Annotated in this window: 15 protein-coding genes, 1 tRNA gene, 1 pseudogene and 1 other annotated feature; of the genes and pseudogenes, 5 read left to right on the top strand and 12 right to left on the bottom strand. The window is 67.0% G+C overall.

Annotated features, from left to right (window positions below):
* Positions 1-340: TorF family putative porin (locus H0W38_RS04630; protein ID WP_292451617.1), on the top strand; the 340-nt coding region annotated here is incomplete at its 5' end.
* A 48-nt stretch (positions 341-388) separates the two neighbouring features.
* Positions 389-2,092, top strand: a complete 1,704-nt coding sequence (locus H0W38_RS04625) for an APC family permease (RefSeq protein ID WP_292451616.1) — start codon at positions 389-391, stop codon at positions 2,090-2,092.
* Between the two features lie 238 nt (positions 2,093-2,330).
* On the opposite strand, the pseudogene H0W38_RS04620 reads toward H0W38_RS04625, so the two are convergent.
* From H0W38_RS04620 to iscR, 10 genes and pseudogenes are all read right to left on the bottom strand, one after another.
* Positions 2,331-3,307, bottom strand: a pseudogene (locus H0W38_RS04620) (IS3 family transposase); the annotation flags it as partial.
* Positions 2,913-3,029, bottom strand: a sequence feature (AL1L pseudoknot). It overlaps the preceding pseudogene by 117 nt.
* A 135-nt stretch (positions 3,308-3,442) precedes the next feature.
* Positions 3,443-3,517: transfer RNA gene (locus tag H0W38_RS04615), tRNA-Val, on the bottom strand.
* Positions 3,518-3,553: 36 nt separating this feature from the next.
* Positions 3,554-4,258 carry a DNA polymerase III subunit epsilon gene (gene dnaQ / locus H0W38_RS04610; RefSeq protein WP_292451614.1) on the bottom strand — a complete coding sequence of 235 codons (705 nt, stop codon included), beginning with the start codon at positions 4,256-4,258 and terminating at the stop codon, positions 3,554-3,556.
* A gap of 45 nt (positions 4,259-4,303) precedes the next feature.
* Complete coding sequence (fdx, locus tag H0W38_RS04605; protein WP_292451612.1) at positions 4,304-4,642, bottom strand: ISC system 2Fe-2S type ferredoxin; 339 nt, start codon at positions 4,640-4,642, stop codon at positions 4,304-4,306.
* A gap of 17 nt (positions 4,643-4,659) precedes the next feature.
* Positions 4,660-6,516 (bottom strand): Fe-S protein assembly chaperone HscA, encoded by a 1,857-nt coding sequence (hscA, locus tag H0W38_RS04600; RefSeq protein ID WP_292451610.1) that lies wholly within the window; start codon positions 6,514-6,516, stop codon positions 4,660-4,662.
* 4 nt (positions 6,517-6,520) lie between these two features.
* Positions 6,521-7,039, bottom strand: a complete 519-nt coding sequence (gene hscB / locus H0W38_RS04595; protein ID WP_292451618.1) for a Fe-S protein assembly co-chaperone HscB — start codon at positions 7,037-7,039, stop codon at positions 6,521-6,523.
* 74 nt (positions 7,040-7,113) lie between these two features.
* Positions 7,114-7,437 carry an iron-sulfur cluster assembly protein IscA gene (gene iscA / locus H0W38_RS04590; RefSeq protein ID WP_292451608.1) on the bottom strand — a complete coding sequence of 108 codons (324 nt, stop codon included), beginning with the start codon at positions 7,435-7,437 and terminating at the stop codon, positions 7,114-7,116.
* A 10-nt stretch (positions 7,438-7,447) separates the two neighbouring features.
* A complete protein-coding gene (iscU, locus tag H0W38_RS04585; protein ID WP_292451606.1) occupies positions 7,448-7,855 on the bottom strand; it encodes a Fe-S cluster assembly scaffold IscU in 408 nt (135 codons plus the stop codon).
* A 54-nt stretch (positions 7,856-7,909) separates the two neighbouring features.
* Positions 7,910-9,130: an IscS subfamily cysteine desulfurase gene (locus H0W38_RS04580; RefSeq protein WP_292451605.1), complete on the bottom strand. Its 1,221-nt coding sequence runs from the start codon at positions 9,128-9,130 to the stop codon at positions 7,910-7,912.
* Between the two features lie 70 nt (positions 9,131-9,200).
* The gene (gene iscR / locus H0W38_RS04575) at positions 9,201-9,734 is read right to left on the bottom strand and encodes a Fe-S cluster assembly transcriptional regulator IscR (RefSeq protein WP_292447128.1); all 534 of its coding nucleotides are present in this window, start codon (positions 9,732-9,734) and stop codon (positions 9,201-9,203) included.
* Positions 9,735-10,175: 441 nt separating this feature from the next.
* Between iscR and H0W38_RS04570 the strand changes: the two genes are divergently transcribed.
* Both H0W38_RS04570 and H0W38_RS04565 read left to right on the top strand, forming a co-directional pair.
* Complete coding sequence (locus tag H0W38_RS04570; protein ID WP_292451604.1) at positions 10,176-11,039, top strand: hypothetical protein; 864 nt, start codon at positions 10,176-10,178, stop codon at positions 11,037-11,039.
* 27 nt (positions 11,040-11,066) lie between these two features.
* A complete protein-coding gene (locus H0W38_RS04565) occupies positions 11,067-11,891 on the top strand; it encodes a creatininase family protein (protein ID WP_292451602.1) in 825 nt (274 codons plus the stop codon).
* Between the two features lie 95 nt (positions 11,892-11,986).
* Here H0W38_RS04565 and ribA read toward each other — a convergent pair whose 3' ends face one another.
* Positions 11,987-13,138 carry a GTP cyclohydrolase II gene (gene ribA / locus H0W38_RS04560; protein WP_292451600.1) on the bottom strand — a complete coding sequence of 384 codons (1,152 nt, stop codon included), beginning with the start codon at positions 13,136-13,138 and terminating at the stop codon, positions 11,987-11,989.
* A 281-nt stretch (positions 13,139-13,419) separates the two neighbouring features.
* On the opposite strand from ribA, the gene H0W38_RS04555 reads away from it, so the two are divergent.
* Positions 13,420-14,349 (top strand): RibD family protein, encoded by a 930-nt coding sequence (locus H0W38_RS04555; protein ID WP_292451598.1) that lies wholly within the window; start codon positions 13,420-13,422, stop codon positions 14,347-14,349.
* On the opposite strand, the gene H0W38_RS04550 is transcribed toward H0W38_RS04555, so the two are convergent.
* On the bottom strand, positions 14,333-15,247 hold the full coding sequence (locus H0W38_RS04550) for a hypothetical protein (protein WP_292451597.1): 915 nt from the start codon (positions 15,245-15,247) through the stop codon (positions 14,333-14,335). The genes H0W38_RS04555 and H0W38_RS04550 overlap by 17 nt on opposite strands.
* Positions 15,248-15,268 lie beyond the last annotated feature (21 nt).

Here is a 15,268-nt window from a genome sequence, read left to right as displayed (position 1 = left end):
GTACTCGCACAGCGTCACCGACTACTTCGGCTTCAACGACAAGAGCTTCGGCACCGCCGGCAACGGCGACTCCAAGGGTTCGCACTACATCGAGGCCAATGCCGCCATGCCATTCGGCGACGGCTGGGCGGTCGATCTGCACGTGGGCCGGCAGACGGTGCGTCATTACGAAGATTTCAACTTCACCGATTACCGCATCGGCATTGCGAAGGATCTGGGCCAGGGCTGGCGCGCCAGCCTGGCCTACATCGACACGAATGCCGACTCGACGCTCTACACGATCGACGGCGTCGACACCGGCGACAGCAAGTTCCTCGCTTCCATCGTCCGCTCGTTCTGAGCGCGCGCATCCCCCCTGGCTATCCTCCAAATCCACGAGAGGTTTCCCATGAACGACACGACAGCGGCTGGACTTCCCATCACGGGCATCGGTGCGCGGCCCGAGGCCGACAGCGGCTCTTTGCAGCGGCGCATCAGCTGGACCGGGGCGTTCTGGGTGGCCAGCGGCGTGCCAGCGCTTGTGCTGTTCTCGGTGGGCGCGATCGCTGCCACGGTGGGCAAACCGGCGTGGATGGTGTGGGTGCTGTCCATCAGCTTCGGCTTCCTGCAGGCCTTTACCTATGCCGAGATTGCCGGGCTGTTTCCCAACAAGACGGGCGGCGCTTCCGTCTATGGGGCCGTGGCCTGGGTGCGCTACAGCAAGGTCATCGCTCCGCTCTCGGTGTGGTGCAACTGGTTTGCGTGGTCGCCGGTGCTTGCCATCGGTTCGGGTCTGGCCGCCGGCTACATGCTGGGCGCGCTGTTCCCGGCGGATGCCGCAATCAATACTTGGCAGATCACCTTGCTCGATCTGAGCAACATCAAGTCGGGCCTGCAGGTGCGCATCAACGCGACCTTCGTGGTCGGACTGGCGATTTTGCTGGCGGTGTTCGGCATCCAGCACGGCGGCATCCTGCGCTCGGCGCGCACGACCATGGTGCTGGGCATCACGGCGCTGATTCCGCTGATTGCCATCGCCCTCGTGCCGCTGCTCACGGGCGACATCCCGAGCGCGCACTTCGCACCCTTCGCACCGCTGGCCCGTGACGCGGCAGGCCTGGCCATCGACGGCGAATGGAACATGGCCGGCTTCACGCTGATGGCCGCAGGCCTGTTCATCGCGGCCTGGTCTACCTACGGCTTCGAGACGGCGGTCTGCTACACGCGCGAGTTCAAGGACCCCAAGCGCGACACCTTCAAGGCCATCTTCTACTCGGGCCTGCTGTGCATCCTGGTCTTCACCGTGGTGCCGCTCGCCTTCCAGGGCTACCTGGGCCTGGGCGAGGTGGTGACGCCGCCGGTGCTCGACGCGGCCGGCAACGTGCTGACGCCGGCCGTCTATGGCGGCATGCTGGCCCCCGAAATCTACAGCGGCATGGGCGTGGCCAACGTGATGGCGCAGATGGTGCGCGGCGGCCCGATCATCGGCAACATCATCGTGGTGATGCTGATCCTGGCGGTGCTGCTGTCGATCATGACCTCGATGGCCGGCTCCTCGCGCACGCTGTACCAGGCCTCGGTCGATGGCTGGTTCCCGAAGTACCTCTCGCACGTCAACGAGCACGGCGCGCCGACGCGGGCGATGTGGACGGACCTCGGTTTCAACGTCGTCTTGCTGCTGCTGTCCGACTACGTGTTCGTGCTGGCGGCCTCGAACGTCGGCTACATCATCTTCAACTTCCTCAACCTGCAGTCCGGCTGGATCCACCGTCTGGACCGACCCGACTGGGCGCGGCCGTTCCGCTGCCCGAACTGGCTGCTCGGCGTCGGCGCGGTGCTCGGCTTCGTCAACCTGGCGCTGATGGGTCTGGGAGCCAATGTGTACGGCGCCGGCACGCTCACCATCGGCCTGGTGTTCGCGGCGTTGATCATCCCGGTGTTCCTCTATCGCCACTACGTTCAGGACAAGGGCGTGTTTCCAAGCGCGGCGGGTGACAACCCGCTGCTCAACGGCGGCGTGGCGGTGATTAAGCGCGCCGGCATGCGGCCTTACCTCGCCCTCGCGGCCGGTGTGCTGGTGGTCTTCGTGGCGCAGCAGCTGGCGGTGTACTGAAAGAAAGGCGCCTGTGGGTCGGCGGCGACCAATCCCAGGCAGCACGATGCATCGACACTGAAACACCCGGCCGAGCGATCGGCCGGGTGTTGCTTCGTGAGTCGAGTACGAACTGCAACCTGCCGCACTCGGGTGCAGGCGCCGTCATCGTGTGAGCGACTGATTTGCCCACCGGCTCTCTGGAACACGGGCTGGGCGCGCGCGACGATGCGGTCGCGATGCAGTATCTGCTCCCGAACGGCTCGACACCGGCTTCGGCCAGGCGTTCGCTGTACCGAATCGACACGTATTGCGAACCGCGATCGCTGTGGTTGACCAAGGGGCTGTCGCGTTCGGGCTGGCGCACATAGAGCGCTTGTTCCAGAGCGTCGAGCACGAAGTCTGTTCGCATCGAACCGCTGACCCGCCAGCCGACGATGCGGCGGGCGAACACGTCGATGACGAAGGCCACGTACAACCAGCCCTGCCAGGTCGAGACGTAGGTGAAGTCCGAGACCCAGAGTTGATTCGGACGCTCGGCGCGGAATTGCCGGTTGACTCGGTCCAGGGGGCATGGCGCCTTGCTGTCGCTGATCGTTGTGCGCACGACCTTGCCTCGCCTCACGCCTTGCAGCCCCGTCTGCGCATCAGCCGCTCTACGGTGCATGGCGCAACCGGATGGCCTTCACGGCCGAGTTGACGCCAAACCTTGTCGGCGCCATAGACCTGCATGTTGGCGTTCCAGACGCGCTAGATATGGGGCACCAGTGCCTCGTCGCGTCGAGCGCGAACGCAGCGCTGTTCAGGGTTGCGACGAAGGGCTGCGTGCCTCCGATCCCGACGGGGCGATCTGCAACGCCTTGCAGATCGGCTCAACCCCGTGGGTGTCGCGGTGCTTGTCGATGAGGTCCCTCAAGACTTGAGTCGGCGGTCGAGCTCCGCCTGGGCGAAAAACGCGCTGGCCAGCTTCAGGATCTCGTTGGCCCGGCGCAGCTCCTTGACCTCGCGCTCCAATTCCTTGACGCGCTGCGCTTCGGACGTAGTCACACCATCGCGTGCACCGCCCTCGACCTCCTGGCGCTTGACCCATTCGAGCAGCGTTTGCGGCACGCAGCCAATCTTCGTTGCGATCGACTCGACGGCCGCCCACAACGACGGGTACTCCCCGCGGTGCTCCTGCACCATGCGCACCGCGCGCTCACGGACCTCAGGTGAAAACTTGTTCGACTTGTTCATGGCTCCATCTTCTCAAGAGTTGGAGCCTCCTCAAAAGCCGGCGCGGTTCAGTTTCGGATGGGGGACAAAATCGTCCCCGGCCTCCGTAGAAAGAAAAAAGAGCCTGCAAGTCAATGACTTACAGGCTCTCTTGTCTGGTGGGCGGTGCAGGGTTCGAACCTGCGACCCCTGCCGTGTGAAGGCAGTGCTCTACCGCTGAGCTAACCGCCCGAAATCCTGGCTCGCGCTGCTCACGCGAGGCCGGAATTATGCCATGGCGCGCCACAGCGTCCGGCCCCCGGAGGCCTTGTCCAGCTCGGCGAGCACCGCATCGAACGCGGCCGTTTCACTCTCGCTCGGCGCGAGCACCGCCAGCGTGAACTGCCTCAGATCGACGCGTGCGATCTCGACACCGCCCGCCGTGGTTTCGCGGGCTTCAATGACCAGCGAATCCTGCCCGCGCGTCATGCGGATGTAGACCTCGGCCAGTAATCCTGCATCAAGCAGCGCACCGTGCAGCGTGCGGCTCGCGTTGTCGACTTCCAGGCGCTTGCACAGCGCATCGAGAGAGTTCGACTTGCCCGGATAAATCTCACGCGCCATGAACAGGCTGTCGGTCACTCGCGGGCACTGCTCGCTGAACTTGCCGCGGCTCAGCCGCGCCAGTTCGGCGTTGAGGAAACCGACATCGAAGGCGGCGTTGTGGATCACGATCTCGGCGCCGGCCAGATAGGCCATGAGATCGTCCGCCACCGCAGCGAACTTGGGCTTGTCGGTCAGGAACTCGTCGGTCAGGCCATGAATCTTGATGGCATCTTCATGGCTCGACCGCTCGGGGTTGAGATAGAAGTGCCGGTTGTTCCCGGTCAGGCGCCGGCCCTGCATCTCCACGCAGCCGATCTCGATGATGCGGTCGCCGCTCTCGGGGCTCAGGCCCGTGGTCTCGGTGTCGAGGAAGATCTGTCGCGTCATGGGGTGGCATTGTGCTGCGCCGGTGACGTCTTTCGACGCACAGCCTCAGTGCTCTTCCTTGGCGTGGTTGATCGAGTACTTGGGAATCTCGACGACCAGATCCTGCTGCGCCACGATGGCCTGGCAGCTCAGACGCGAGTTGGGCTCCAGGCCCCAGGCACGGTCGAGCAGGTCTTCTTCGCTTTCGTCCATCTCGTTCAAGGACGCGAAGCCTTCACGGACGACCACGTGGCAGGTGGTGCAGGCGCAGCTCATCTCGCAGGCGTGCTCGACCTCGATGTCGTGCTCGAGCAGCGCCTCGCAGATGGAGGTGCCGGCCTCAGCCTGCACGCTGGCGCCCTGGGGGCAGTACTCGGGGTGCGGCAGGATCTTGATGACAGGCATGGCGAACTCGGCTCTCTTCAGACTTCTTCGACGCGCCGGCCGGTGAGCGCCTGGCGAATGCCGCGGTTCATGCGTTCGGCGGCGAAGGCCTCGGTGCTGTCGGCCAGCGCCTTGACGGCCGCCTCGATCGCTGCGGCGTCCTCGCCGCGGCTTTCGCGGTCGAGTGCCTCCAAGGCGGCTTCGACTTCGGCACGCTCGTCCGCCTGCAGCAAATCGCCGTCGGCGTTGAGCGCCGAGCGAGTGGCCAGCAGCAGCCGCTGGGCATCGACACGGGCCTCGCGCAAGGCGCGCTCGTGCATGTCGGCTTCGGCGGTGCCGAAGCCCTCTTTCAGCATGCGGGCAATCTGATCGTCGGCCAGGCCGTAACTCGGCTTGACGATCACCGACGCTTCGACCCCCGAGCCCTGCTCGCGCGCGCTCACGCTCAGCAGGCCGTCGGCATCTACCTGAAAACTCACGCGGATGCGCGCCGCGCCCGCCACCAGGGGCGGAATGCCGCGCAACTCGAAGCGCGCCAGCGAGCGGCAGTGCTCGACCTGGTCGCGTTCGCCCTGCAGCACGTGGATGGCCATGGCGGTCTGGCCGTCCTTGAAGGTGGTGAAGTCCTGCGCGCGCGCGGTCGGGATGGTGCTGTTGCGCGGGATGATGCGCTCGACCAGGCCACCCATCGTCTCCAGACCCAGCGACAGCGGCGTCACGTCGAGCAGCAGCAAGTCGCCGCCCGACGCGTTGCCGGCGAGTTGGTTGGCCTGGATCGCGGCGCCGAGAGCGACCACTTCGTCCGGGTCCAGGTCGGTGAGCGGTGCGCGATCGAAAAAGCCCGCCACCGCCGCCACGATCTGCGGCATGCGCGTGGCGCCGCCGACCAGCACGACGCCCTGCACCTCGTTCTTGGCCACGCGCGCATCACGCAGCACCTTGCGCACGGTGGCGACAGTCCGCTCGGTCAGGGCGCGAGTGATGGCATCGAACTGCTCGCGAGTGATTTCGACATCGAGCCCGCCGGCGCTGAGCGTGGCTTTCAAGCGCGCGGCCTGCGCACTCGTGAGCTGCTCCTTCGCGGCGCGCGCGGCAACGAGCACGGCACGCTTGTCCTGCGCGGTCTCGACACCGAGCTCCGCCGCGTCGAGTGCCCAGTCGGCCAGCGCGTGGTCGTAGTCGTCGCCGCCGAGGGCCGAATCGCCGCCGGTGGCGACCACTTCGAACACGCCTTTCGCCAGGCGCAGCAGCGAGATGTCGAAGGTGCCGCCGCCCAGGTCGTACACGGCATACAGGCCTTCGCTGCCATGCTCCAACCCGTAGGCGATCGCGGCGGCAGTGGGTTCGTTGATCAAGCGCAAAACATCCAGGCCGGCGAGTTGCGCGGCGTCCTTGGTCGCCTGACGCTGCGCATCGTCGAAGTAGGCCGGCACGGTGATGACTGCGCCGAACAGCTCGCCGTCCAGGCTGTCCTCCGCGCGAAAGCGCAGCGTCGCAAGGATCTCGGCCGAGACTTCCACGGGCGTCTTGACACCGTGGCGCGTCTCCAGACTCACCATGCCCGGCTGATCGACGAACCGGTAGGGCAGCTTGTCTCGCCCGGCGATGTCGGCCAGCGCGCGTCCCATGAATCGCTTGACGGACACGATCGTGTTCTCGGCATCCTCGGCCTGCGCTGCGAGCGCCTCGAAGCCGATGGCGCGGCGGCCCTCCTGCAGATAGCGCACGACTGAGGGCAACAGCTTGCGGTCTTCACCGTCTGCCAGGCATTCGGCAACGCCCGAGCGCACGGTGGCCACCAGCGAGTGCGTGGTGCCCAGGTCGATGCCCACCGCGAGTCGCGCCTGATGCGGGTCGGGCGAGTGACCGGGTTCGGAAATCTGCAGCAAGGCCATGTGCTTATTGTCCCAGCGCCTCGAGGCGGCGATCGAGGTCGTGCACAAAGCGCTCGACGAACATGAGGGCTCTGACCTGCTGTGCGGCGGCAGGCCAGTCTTTGCGCACGTCGAGCGTGGTTTCCAGTTCGGCAAGCAGGTGCCGGCGACGCGCTAGAACTTCCTTATTCAAGGCGTCGACCGCCGCGGCGCGATCGGCGTCGTCCAACGCCTCTCGCCAAGCCATCTGCTGCATCAGGAACTCGGCGGGCATGGCGGTGTTGTCCTCGGCCTCCACTGCCTCGCCGTGGAGCTCGCACAGGTAGGCAGCACGGCGCAAAGGATCCTTGAGCCGCTGGAAGGCCTCGTTCACGCGGACGGCCCACTGCATCGCCAGGCGTTGTGCGGCGTCCCCGTGAGCAGCGAAGCGGTCGGGGTGCACTTCACCCTGCAGCGCCTTCCAGCGCACGTCGATCTGCGCGCGGTCCTGCGCCTGCCGGCGTGTCAGGCCGAACAATTCGAAGTCGTCGGCGTCCAGCTTCATTGGCGTCATCGGAACTCGGGGAGCATCAATAAAAAGGCGCGGCCGCGCCGCGCCTCGAAGCCACGCTCAGGGCCTCAGATGCGAAACGATTCACCGCAACCACAGCGGTCGCGCTCGTTCGGGTTGTTGAACCTGAAGCCTTCGTTCAAGCCTTCGCGCACGAAGTCGAGCTGCGTGCCTTCGATGTAGGGCAGGCTCTTCGGATCGACCAGCACCTTGATGCCCTGGTCTTCGAAGATCACGTCCTCGGGCGCCACGTCGTCGGCGTACTCGAGCTTGTAGGCCAGGCCCGAGCAGCCGGTCGTCTTGACGCCCAGGCGAACGCCAACGCCCTTGCCGCGCTTGCCGAGGTAGCGCGTCACATGACGCACCGCCGCTTCCGTGAGGGTCACCGCCATGTCGCGCTTCTCACTCCACCGCGGCAACAGGGGCCGTGGCGTGCCGGGTCTGGTAGTCGCTGACCGCGGCCTTGATGGCGTCTTCCGCGAGGATAGAGCAGTGGATCTTCACCGGCGGCAGCGCCAGTTCCTCGGCAATTTGCGCGTTCTTGATCGACATGGCCTGGTCGAGTGTCTTGCCCTTGACCCATTCGGTGATGAGCGAGCTCGACGCAATGGCCGAACCGCAACCGTAGGTCTTGAACTTGGCGTCTTCGATCAGCCCGGTAGCCGGGTTGACCTTGATCTGCAGCTTCATCACGTCACCGCAGGCGGGTGCTCCGACCATGCCAGTGCCGACCGTCTCGTCGCCCTTTTCGAACGAGCCGACGTTGCGGGGGTTTTCGTAGTGCTCAACGACTTTTTGGCTGTAGGCCATGGTGTTCTCCTTGCGAATAGAAGCTGCGCAGGATGCTGCGGGAATGCCGAAGCTTCAGTGCGCCGCCCATTGAATGGTGCTGATGTCCACGCCGTCCTGGTACATCTCCCATAGCGGCGAGAGCTCTCGCAGCTTGGCGACGTTGTGACGGATGGTGCTGACCGCGAAATCGATTTCTTCTTCGGTGGTGAAACGGCCGATCGTCATGCGCAGGCTCGAATGCGCCAGCTCGTCGCTGCGGCCGAGCGCGCGCAGCACGTAGCTCGGCTCCAGGCTCGCCGAGGTGCAGGCCGAGCCGGACGACACCGCGAGGCCCTTGATGCCCATGATCAGCGACTCGCCCTCGACGAAATTGAAGCTCATGTTGATGTTGTGCGGCACGCGCCTGTCGGCATGGCCATTCAGGAACGTCTGCTCGATGTCGGAAAGGCCCGCCAGCAGCCGCTGCTGCAGGCCGCGGATGCGCTCGTTCTCCGCAGCCATCTCCTCGCGAGCGATGCGAAAGGCCAGGCCCATGCCGACGATCTGGTGGGTGGGCAGCGTGCCCGAGCGCATGCCGCGCTCGTGGCCGCCGCCGTGCAGCTGCGCCTCCAGCCGCACGCGCGGCTTGCGCCGCACGTAAAGCGCGCCGATGCCCTTGGGGCCGTAGGTCTTGTGCGAGGCCAAGCTCATCAGGTCGACCGGCAGCTTCGCCATGTCTATTGCGACCTTGCCGGTGGCCTGCGCCGCATCGACGTGAAAAACGATGCCGCGTTCACGGCACAGTGCGCCGATGGCGGGGATGTCCTGCACCACGCCGATCTCGTTGTTGACGAACATGACCGACACCAGGATGGTGTCCGGCCGCATGGCCCCCTTGAGTTTGTCCAGGTCAAGCAGGCCGTCTTCCTTCACCTCGAGGTAGGTGACCTCGAACCCCTGACGCTCCAACTCGCGCATCGTGTCCAGCACAGCCTTGTGCTCGGTCTTGACGGTGATCAGGTGTTTGCCGCGCGTCTTGTAGAAGTTGGCAGCGCCCTTGATCGCCAGGTTGTTCGATTCGGTCGCCCCCGAGGTCCAGACGATCTCCCGCGGGTCGGCGCCAATGAGTGCGGCCACCTCGCCGCGCGCGGTCTCGACTGCCTCTTCGGCTTCCCAGCCCCAGGCGTGGCTGCGCGAGGCTGGATTGCCGAAGTGCTCACGCAGCCAGGGGATCATGGCCTCGACAACGCGGGGATCGACTGGCGTGGTGGCGCCGTAATCCATGTAGATCGGGAAATGGGGAGTCATGTCCATGGCGGGCTTGTCCAAAGCGGGCGTGGCTGGCGAGAATTGAAGAAGTTATGTACGGATCCGACAGATCGACTTACTTTGAAAACGCGTTGCCGAGTGCGAACACCGAATTCGGTGCGGTGATCTTGATCGGCTTGACCACCGGCTGGGACGAAATGGCGCGCTTGACCGGCGCCTCCTCGATGGAGACGCCCCTTGCCAACTGGTCTTCGACCAAGCGCCGCAGCGAGATGGAGTCGAGGTACTCGATCATCTTGGTGTTCAAGCTCGCCCACAGATCGTGCGTCATGCAGCGGCCGGTATCCTCGCCCATGCAGTTTTCCTTGCCGCCGCAACCGGTGGCGTCGATCGGCTCATCGACCGCGACAATGATGTCAGCCACCGTGATCTCGTCGGCTTTGCGGCCCAGGGAGTAGCCACCGCCCGGGCCCCGGGTCGATTCGACCAGTTCATGGCGGCGCAGCTTGCCGAACAACTGCTCCAGGTAGGAAAGCGAAATTTGTTGACGCGAACTGATCGCGGCCAGCGCGACCGGTCCACTGTGCTCGCGCAGCGCCAGATCGATCATGGCAGTGACAGCGAAACGGCCTTTGGTGGTGAGACGCATGATGAAACTCCTTGTGGCACGGGCTTGCGAACCGGAAACCGGGGGCAGCGCCCCACCTAAGTCGAGGCGGGCTCGGAACAGGAAAACTTAATCCCGACTAATTAACTCGATTATAGGTGAAGCTGACTGGTTTGGTCGGGATAGCGGGTCGAAGTTCCCTATTGGCGTATCGGCGTTCCGACCTGGCGTCCTGGACAGTTTCGGTAGCGATCCGCGTGCCAGTGAGGCAGCCTTGTCGCCAATCCTTACAAGATGCCTGTTTGTCAGCTGTCCATGACCACAGGTGACAGACCGCGCCGTATCGCAAAATGCGGCGGTGCTTTCTGCCTCGCATTTCTTGCAAGCGTCGCACCCGAAGAGGGGGGACCGCGCTCGGCCGGCCCAGCCGGTTCGATTGGGCGGCCCGACGCTCGGCGCGCGCGGCGCCCGAGCCGCACTGCGATGGATCTGAACCATCCGCTGATTCAAAGCGCCGCCCTGCCGCTGCTGGTGGCGTTCTGTACTGCAGGCCTGTTGCGCCGGCTGATCGGTGTGCGCCACGGCCCGCGCTGGGCCGCGGCGGCGCTCGGCTTGGCCGTACTGGTGTGTTCGCTGCTGCTGCTGGGCTGGCGCATGGCGCTGCCCGCGACCGCCGTGGAGAAGCTCCCCTGGGTGTTCGCCGCAGCCTGGCTGACGGGTTTGCTGCTCGAGGCGACCCGCCCGGCGCGCTGGCTGCAGTGGGCGCTCGCCAGCCTGCTGTGGCTGGGGCTGTCATGGTGGCTGGGTTCAAAAGACGTGATCAGCGGCGCGGCGAGCGCCTTGATCGGTGCAGCCGTGCTGGCCGCCCTGCACGACAGCGCCACCGAGCGCGCCAGCGCGGCGTCGATGTCGCTGATCGCCAGTCTCGGTCTGGCGGCCGTGGCCATGATGTCCGGCTCGCTGCTGCTGTTCCAGTTGTCGGTGCTGCTGGCTGCCGCGCTGGGCGGCGTGGCGCTGTGGCTCTGGCCGAAAGCACGCATCGCCTTCGGCCCGGCCGCCTGGGTCACCGCCGGCATCGGGTGGCTGTCGCTGGCGCACATGGCGGCACTGCTGACGCCGGCGCCACCGACGGCACTGACCGCGCTGGCAGCCGTGTTCATTGCAGGGCCGATCGTGCGCCGCCTGCCCTTGATGGGGCGGCGTGTCGTGGTCGAGCCGCTGGTCGTGGCACTCGCCGCCGCGCTGCTCGCCGGCGTGGCAATGGGCTGGACCGCCTCGATTGAAGCGCGCGATGCGCCCGACGCTGGCGACGACCCCTACTACACGTCGCAAGCCGGGCCGCGCTGAAGCGCTGCTCTTGTTGCCCCGCACCGCATGACACCGACCCGTGATCCGCTGCCACCGTCAGCGCCGCTGCCGAGCGGCTATTGGCACGAGCTCGCCACCACGGATTTCGCCCGCATCGATCCGCAACGCACGATTGCCGTGCTGCCGGTCTCGGCCACCGAACAGCACGGCCCGCACCTGCCTCTGTGCACCGACGCGTCCATCAACGAAGGCATCCTGCAGGCCGCGCTGGCCCGGTTGCCGAAGGAGGCCAGCGTTCTAGTGCTGCCTGCACTGACGATCGGCGACAGCCTGGAGCACACCGCCTTCCCAGGCACCCTCAGTGCCGACATGGAGGACCTGCTCGGCCTTTGGCTCGCGGTCGGGCGAAGTGTGGCGCGAGCGGGCGTGCGAAAGCTCGTCTTCTTCAACAGCCACGGCGGTCAGAAGGCCCATGTCGACCAGGCGGCGCTGCGTCTGCGGGTGGAGTGCGGGATGCTGACGGTGAGGGCTCACAGCTTCGGCCTGGGCATGCCGCCCGATCTGTTCGACGCCGACGAACTCGCCCACGGCATCCATGGCGGCGCTGTGGAAACCTCGCTGATGCTGTACCTGCGGCCCGAGCTGGTACGGCGCGAAGCACTGGCCGACTTCGACTCGCTGGGCCGCCGGCTGGCCGAGCGCGCAGGGATGCTGGGCGCGGAAAAGCCGGTGGGTATCGGCTGGATGACCCAGGACTTGAACCCGGCCGGTGTGTGCGGCAACGCGACCGCGGCGAGCCCGGAAAAAGGGGCCGCGCTGGTCGAGCATGCAGCCGGGCGATTGGTGGCGCTGCTGGAGGAAGTGGCGACGTTCGAACTGGCGAAGGCGTAACCCTGCCCTTTTGAAGGCGACTCGTTTCGAGGCAAAAACCCTTGGCCTCGAGAACTTTGCCGACGTACTCAGCCGCCCCTTAGAGGCCTTCGCGCTCAGTCCTGCTCGTCCTCGGTTTCCAGATGCCCCGCCCGGTCGTGCTTGGTGCGGATGTAGCGCGAATTGTGCGGATTGATCGGCGCGATCAGCGGCAGCCGATCGACCACATCGATGCCGCCGCGCCGCATCGAGGCGATCTTTGCCGGGTTGTTGGTGAGCAAGCGGATGCGCGCGATGCCCAGGGCTTCGAGCATCGCCACCGCGGCCTGGAAATCGCGTTCATCGGCGCTGAAGCCGAGGTGGCGGTCGGCGTCGATGGTGTCCAGCCCGCCGTCCTGCAGGCGATAGGCGCGCAGCTTGTTGGCCAGGCCGGTGCCGCGGCCCTCCTGCGCCAGGTAGAGCAGCACGCCGCCGGCTTCCGCCAGGACGTCGATCGCGCGACGCAGCTGATCGCCGCAGTCGCAGCGAAGGCTGCCGAGCAGGTCGCCGGTCAGGCAGGAGGAATGCAGGCGCACGCGCACCGGCTGACTCAGGTCGGGCTGGCCGACGATGACGGCCACGTGCTCGGCGTCGCCGTCGAGCTCGCGAAACAGCACCAGCGTGCAGTCCTCGTGCGCCGCGATCGGCACATGCGCATCGCTCACGCGCAGCAGTTGCGGCTGACCGTCGCGGCGCATGTGCGCGACGTCGGTCGCGGCAATCGGCAACACCTGCGCCGCTTCCAGCGCGGCCAGGCGCGCGGCCGGCAGTTCGGCGACCCACAGCGCCGGCGTCAGGCGGGCACGCTTGGCCAAGCCCAACGCCGCTTCCATCGAGGGACTGGCGATTTGCGGATCGGCCAGCTTGCCGGGGTCGGCCGGCCCGGCGCTGACGGCCGCCAGCGTCTGCAGCAGCTCGACGGTGACCGGCCCGGCCACGTGCAGCGAGCGCGCGGTCGAGGCGTCGCGCCAGCCCAGCGCATGCAGGCGCTCGGCGCTCAGCAGCAAACGAGGTTCGGCGCCGGACAGGTTGAGCCAGCGCAGCCGCGCCATGCTCAGCGTCTCGATGGCGGCAACCAGCAACACGGGCGCCTGCGGATCGGCCGTCATCACGACGATGGCGCGGCCGTGGCGCAACTCGGTGCGGGCACGGTCGAAGCGGATCGCGACGAGGTCGTCGCTGCTGTCCTGGGGCAGCAGCGTCGGTGGTTGCAGGATCGGGTTGTTCATCGTGAGCGGGTCCGAAAGGCGGCGTATGTCGACGCGTAATTCATGGCATGAGCGCGTGCGGCACGGCGCAAGGATAACGGCGCGCCGGGCGCCGCAGGCCGACAGGCTGCAGAGACCGGTCGTGAATGCCGGGCTAGGATATCCATCACCGGCGCGGCCCGCGGGCAAGCCGGCCGTCCTCCCGAAAGCCTGCCTGCAGGCGCCCCGCCGGCTCGACCGGCCCGTGAAGCTGCACCGCCGCCTTGGACCTGAGCTGTATCCATCCGTGTGACGAAGCGGCCGTGTGGCCGCTGTGCTTGGCCATCGTCCAATGCCGCCGGGGAAACTCCTGGCCGACAGCACCGGGCCGCTACTCGCTGTCGCCGTACGCGGCCGACGCGTTTGCGCAAGCCGCCCCGCTGACGGACAGCACCGCGCCGAATGCCCCGCTGGCCTGGAACGCACAAGACGGCTGGTCGCTGTGCGGCGAACACGACGCTTGCACACTCGGGTTCTTCGCGCTTTACAAACCACTGCTCGACCGACCGCCCGGAGCGGCTCCCTGGGTGATTGCACAGCTCGGTCAGAGCCTGGACGGATTCGTCGCCACGCACCGCGGCCATTCGTCCTTCGTGACCGGTCCGCAAAGCCTCGTGCACCTGCACCGCCTGCGGGCGCTGTGCGACGCGGTGATCGTCGGTGCGGGCACCGTCGCCGCCGACGATCCCCGACTGACGACGCGCCATGTCGAAGGCGCGCACCCGGTGCGCGTGGTGCTCGATCCACGCCAGGGCCTGGACGGCGGTGCGCGGGTGTTCAGCGACGGCGAGGCGCCGACCTTGCGGCTGTGCCGGCTCGACGACGCCGCGGACAGCGCTGCGCCGGCGGGAAGCGAAGAAGTGCTCGGCGTGCCGGGGCTGCTCGACGCCGACGGCGCGATCGAGGCCCGCGCGGTGGTGGCAGCGCTTCAGGCGCGTGGCCTGTCGCTGCTGTTCGTCGAAGGCGGCGGGATCACCGTGTCGCGCTTCCTGGCGCAGGGCTGCCTCGACCGCCTGCACCTGACGATTGCGCCGGTGCTGATCGGCGCCGGGCGGCGCGGCCTGCAGGTGGCCGCCGCCGACACGATGGACGAGTGCCTGCGCCCGCAAGCCCGGGCGCTGCGCCTCGGCGACGACGTGCTCTGGGACATCGACCTGCGCGCTCCAGCGCCGCCGGTCACGGCATCGCGATGAGGTCGGTGTGGCCGACGCGCAGGCAGCTGCGCTCCAGCAGCGCCAGGCGGCGTTGCCGCCATGCGCGGATCGCGGCTTCGTTGTCGGGGGCCTGCTCCGAGGCGGCCGTCGCCATGCCTTCGATCATTGCCCGCTGCAGCGCGGCAGCCGCGGGGTGCGATGGCCCAGGCTGCGAGGCATCGATGATCCAGTCGCTGTCCGCCTGACGAACGCGGTAACCGGCCGCCCCTAGCCACAGCGCCGCCTGCTCCACGGCCTGCCCGCCGAGCGCGGGACCGAGGAAGCCCTTGTCGCGCCGCTGATGAGCGGCGAACGCAGCGTGAACGAGTTCGTCGTGGTCATCGGCCGGGTCCCAGGCGGTGCGGCCATCGACGTTCAGCGCGAACAACAGTGCGCAGCGCGCGGCGAGGGCCTGATCGAGCAAGGCGCGCAGCCAGTCGGCCGACACGAGGTCGAGCAGTGCCGAGGCGGTGACCAGTTGCGTTCGGGCGAAAGGCAGCGTATTCAGGTCGCGGGCAAGATCGAGGCGCCCGGTCTGCACGGCGGCTGCGAATGCGAGGCCGTTCTCGCCGCGGCCCTCGACATGCAGCAAGTCGCCGTGTTGTTCGAAGCGGTGACCCCGGGCCGAGGCCCAGCCGGCCAGCGCTGGCGCCACAGCGTTCAGCAGCACCGGATCGTGGTCGATCAGTCGCCAGCGCTGCGTCCCGCCGAGCCGTGGCGCGAGTTCGCGCAGATTGGCGCCGGTGCCGCAGGCGAGATCGATCACCGACAGACTGCCGTCCTCGGCGCTGCGGCCGGCAATCAAGGACGGCAGATCGAGAGTCGCGGCCGCAGCCGCGCGGGCGGCACGGTCGAAGGGTTCGCGCAGCGCCAGCCAGTCGGAGGTGAATCCATTCACGGGTCGTTCTTTCGGTTCATG

Source organism: Methylibium sp., from assembly GCF_013817365.1.
Classification (GTDB): Bacteria; Pseudomonadota; Gammaproteobacteria; order Burkholderiales; family Burkholderiaceae_C; genus Methylibium.
Note: the sequence above shows the minus strand (reverse complement) of the source record. Positions and strands in the feature narration are given on the sequence as shown.

Bases quoted from the DNA above. Each gene is read 5' to 3' on its own strand.
- H0W38_RS04625 (WP_292451616.1), top strand. From the start codon at position 389: ATGAACGACACGACAGCGGCTGGACTTCCCATCACGGGCATCGGTGCG.
- dnaQ (WP_292451614.1), bottom strand. From the start codon at position 4,258: ATGACGCGACAGATCTTCCTCGACACCGAGACCACGGGCCTGAGCCCC.
- fdx (WP_292451612.1), bottom strand. From the start codon at position 4,642: ATGCCTGTCATCAAGATCCTGCCGCACCCCGAGTACTGCCCCCAGGGC.
- hscA (WP_292451610.1), bottom strand. From the start codon at position 6,516: ATGGCCTTGCTGCAGATTTCCGAACCCGGTCACTCGCCCGACCCGCAT.
- hscB (WP_292451618.1), bottom strand. From the start codon at position 7,039: ATGAAGCTGGACGCCGACGACTTCGAATTGTTCGGCCTGACACGCCGG.
- iscA (WP_292451608.1), bottom strand. From the start codon at position 7,437: ATGGCGGTGACCCTCACGGAAGCGGCGGTGCGTCATGTGACGCGCTAC.
- iscU (WP_292451606.1), bottom strand. From the start codon at position 7,855: ATGGCCTACAGCCAAAAAGTCGTTGAGCACTACGAAAACCCCCGCAAC.
- H0W38_RS04580 (WP_292451605.1), bottom strand. From the start codon at position 9,130: ATGGACATGACTCCCCATTTCCCGATCTACATGGATTACGGCGCCACC.
- iscR (WP_292447128.1), bottom strand. From the start codon at position 9,734: ATGCGTCTCACCACCAAAGGCCGTTTCGCTGTCACTGCCATGATCGAT.
- H0W38_RS04570 (WP_292451604.1), top strand. From the start codon at position 10,176: ATGGATCTGAACCATCCGCTGATTCAAAGCGCCGCCCTGCCGCTGCTG.
- H0W38_RS04565 (WP_292451602.1), top strand. From the start codon at position 11,067: ATGACACCGACCCGTGATCCGCTGCCACCGTCAGCGCCGCTGCCGAGC.
- ribA (WP_292451600.1), bottom strand. From the start codon at position 13,138: ATGAACAACCCGATCCTGCAACCACCGACGCTGCTGCCCCAGGACAGC.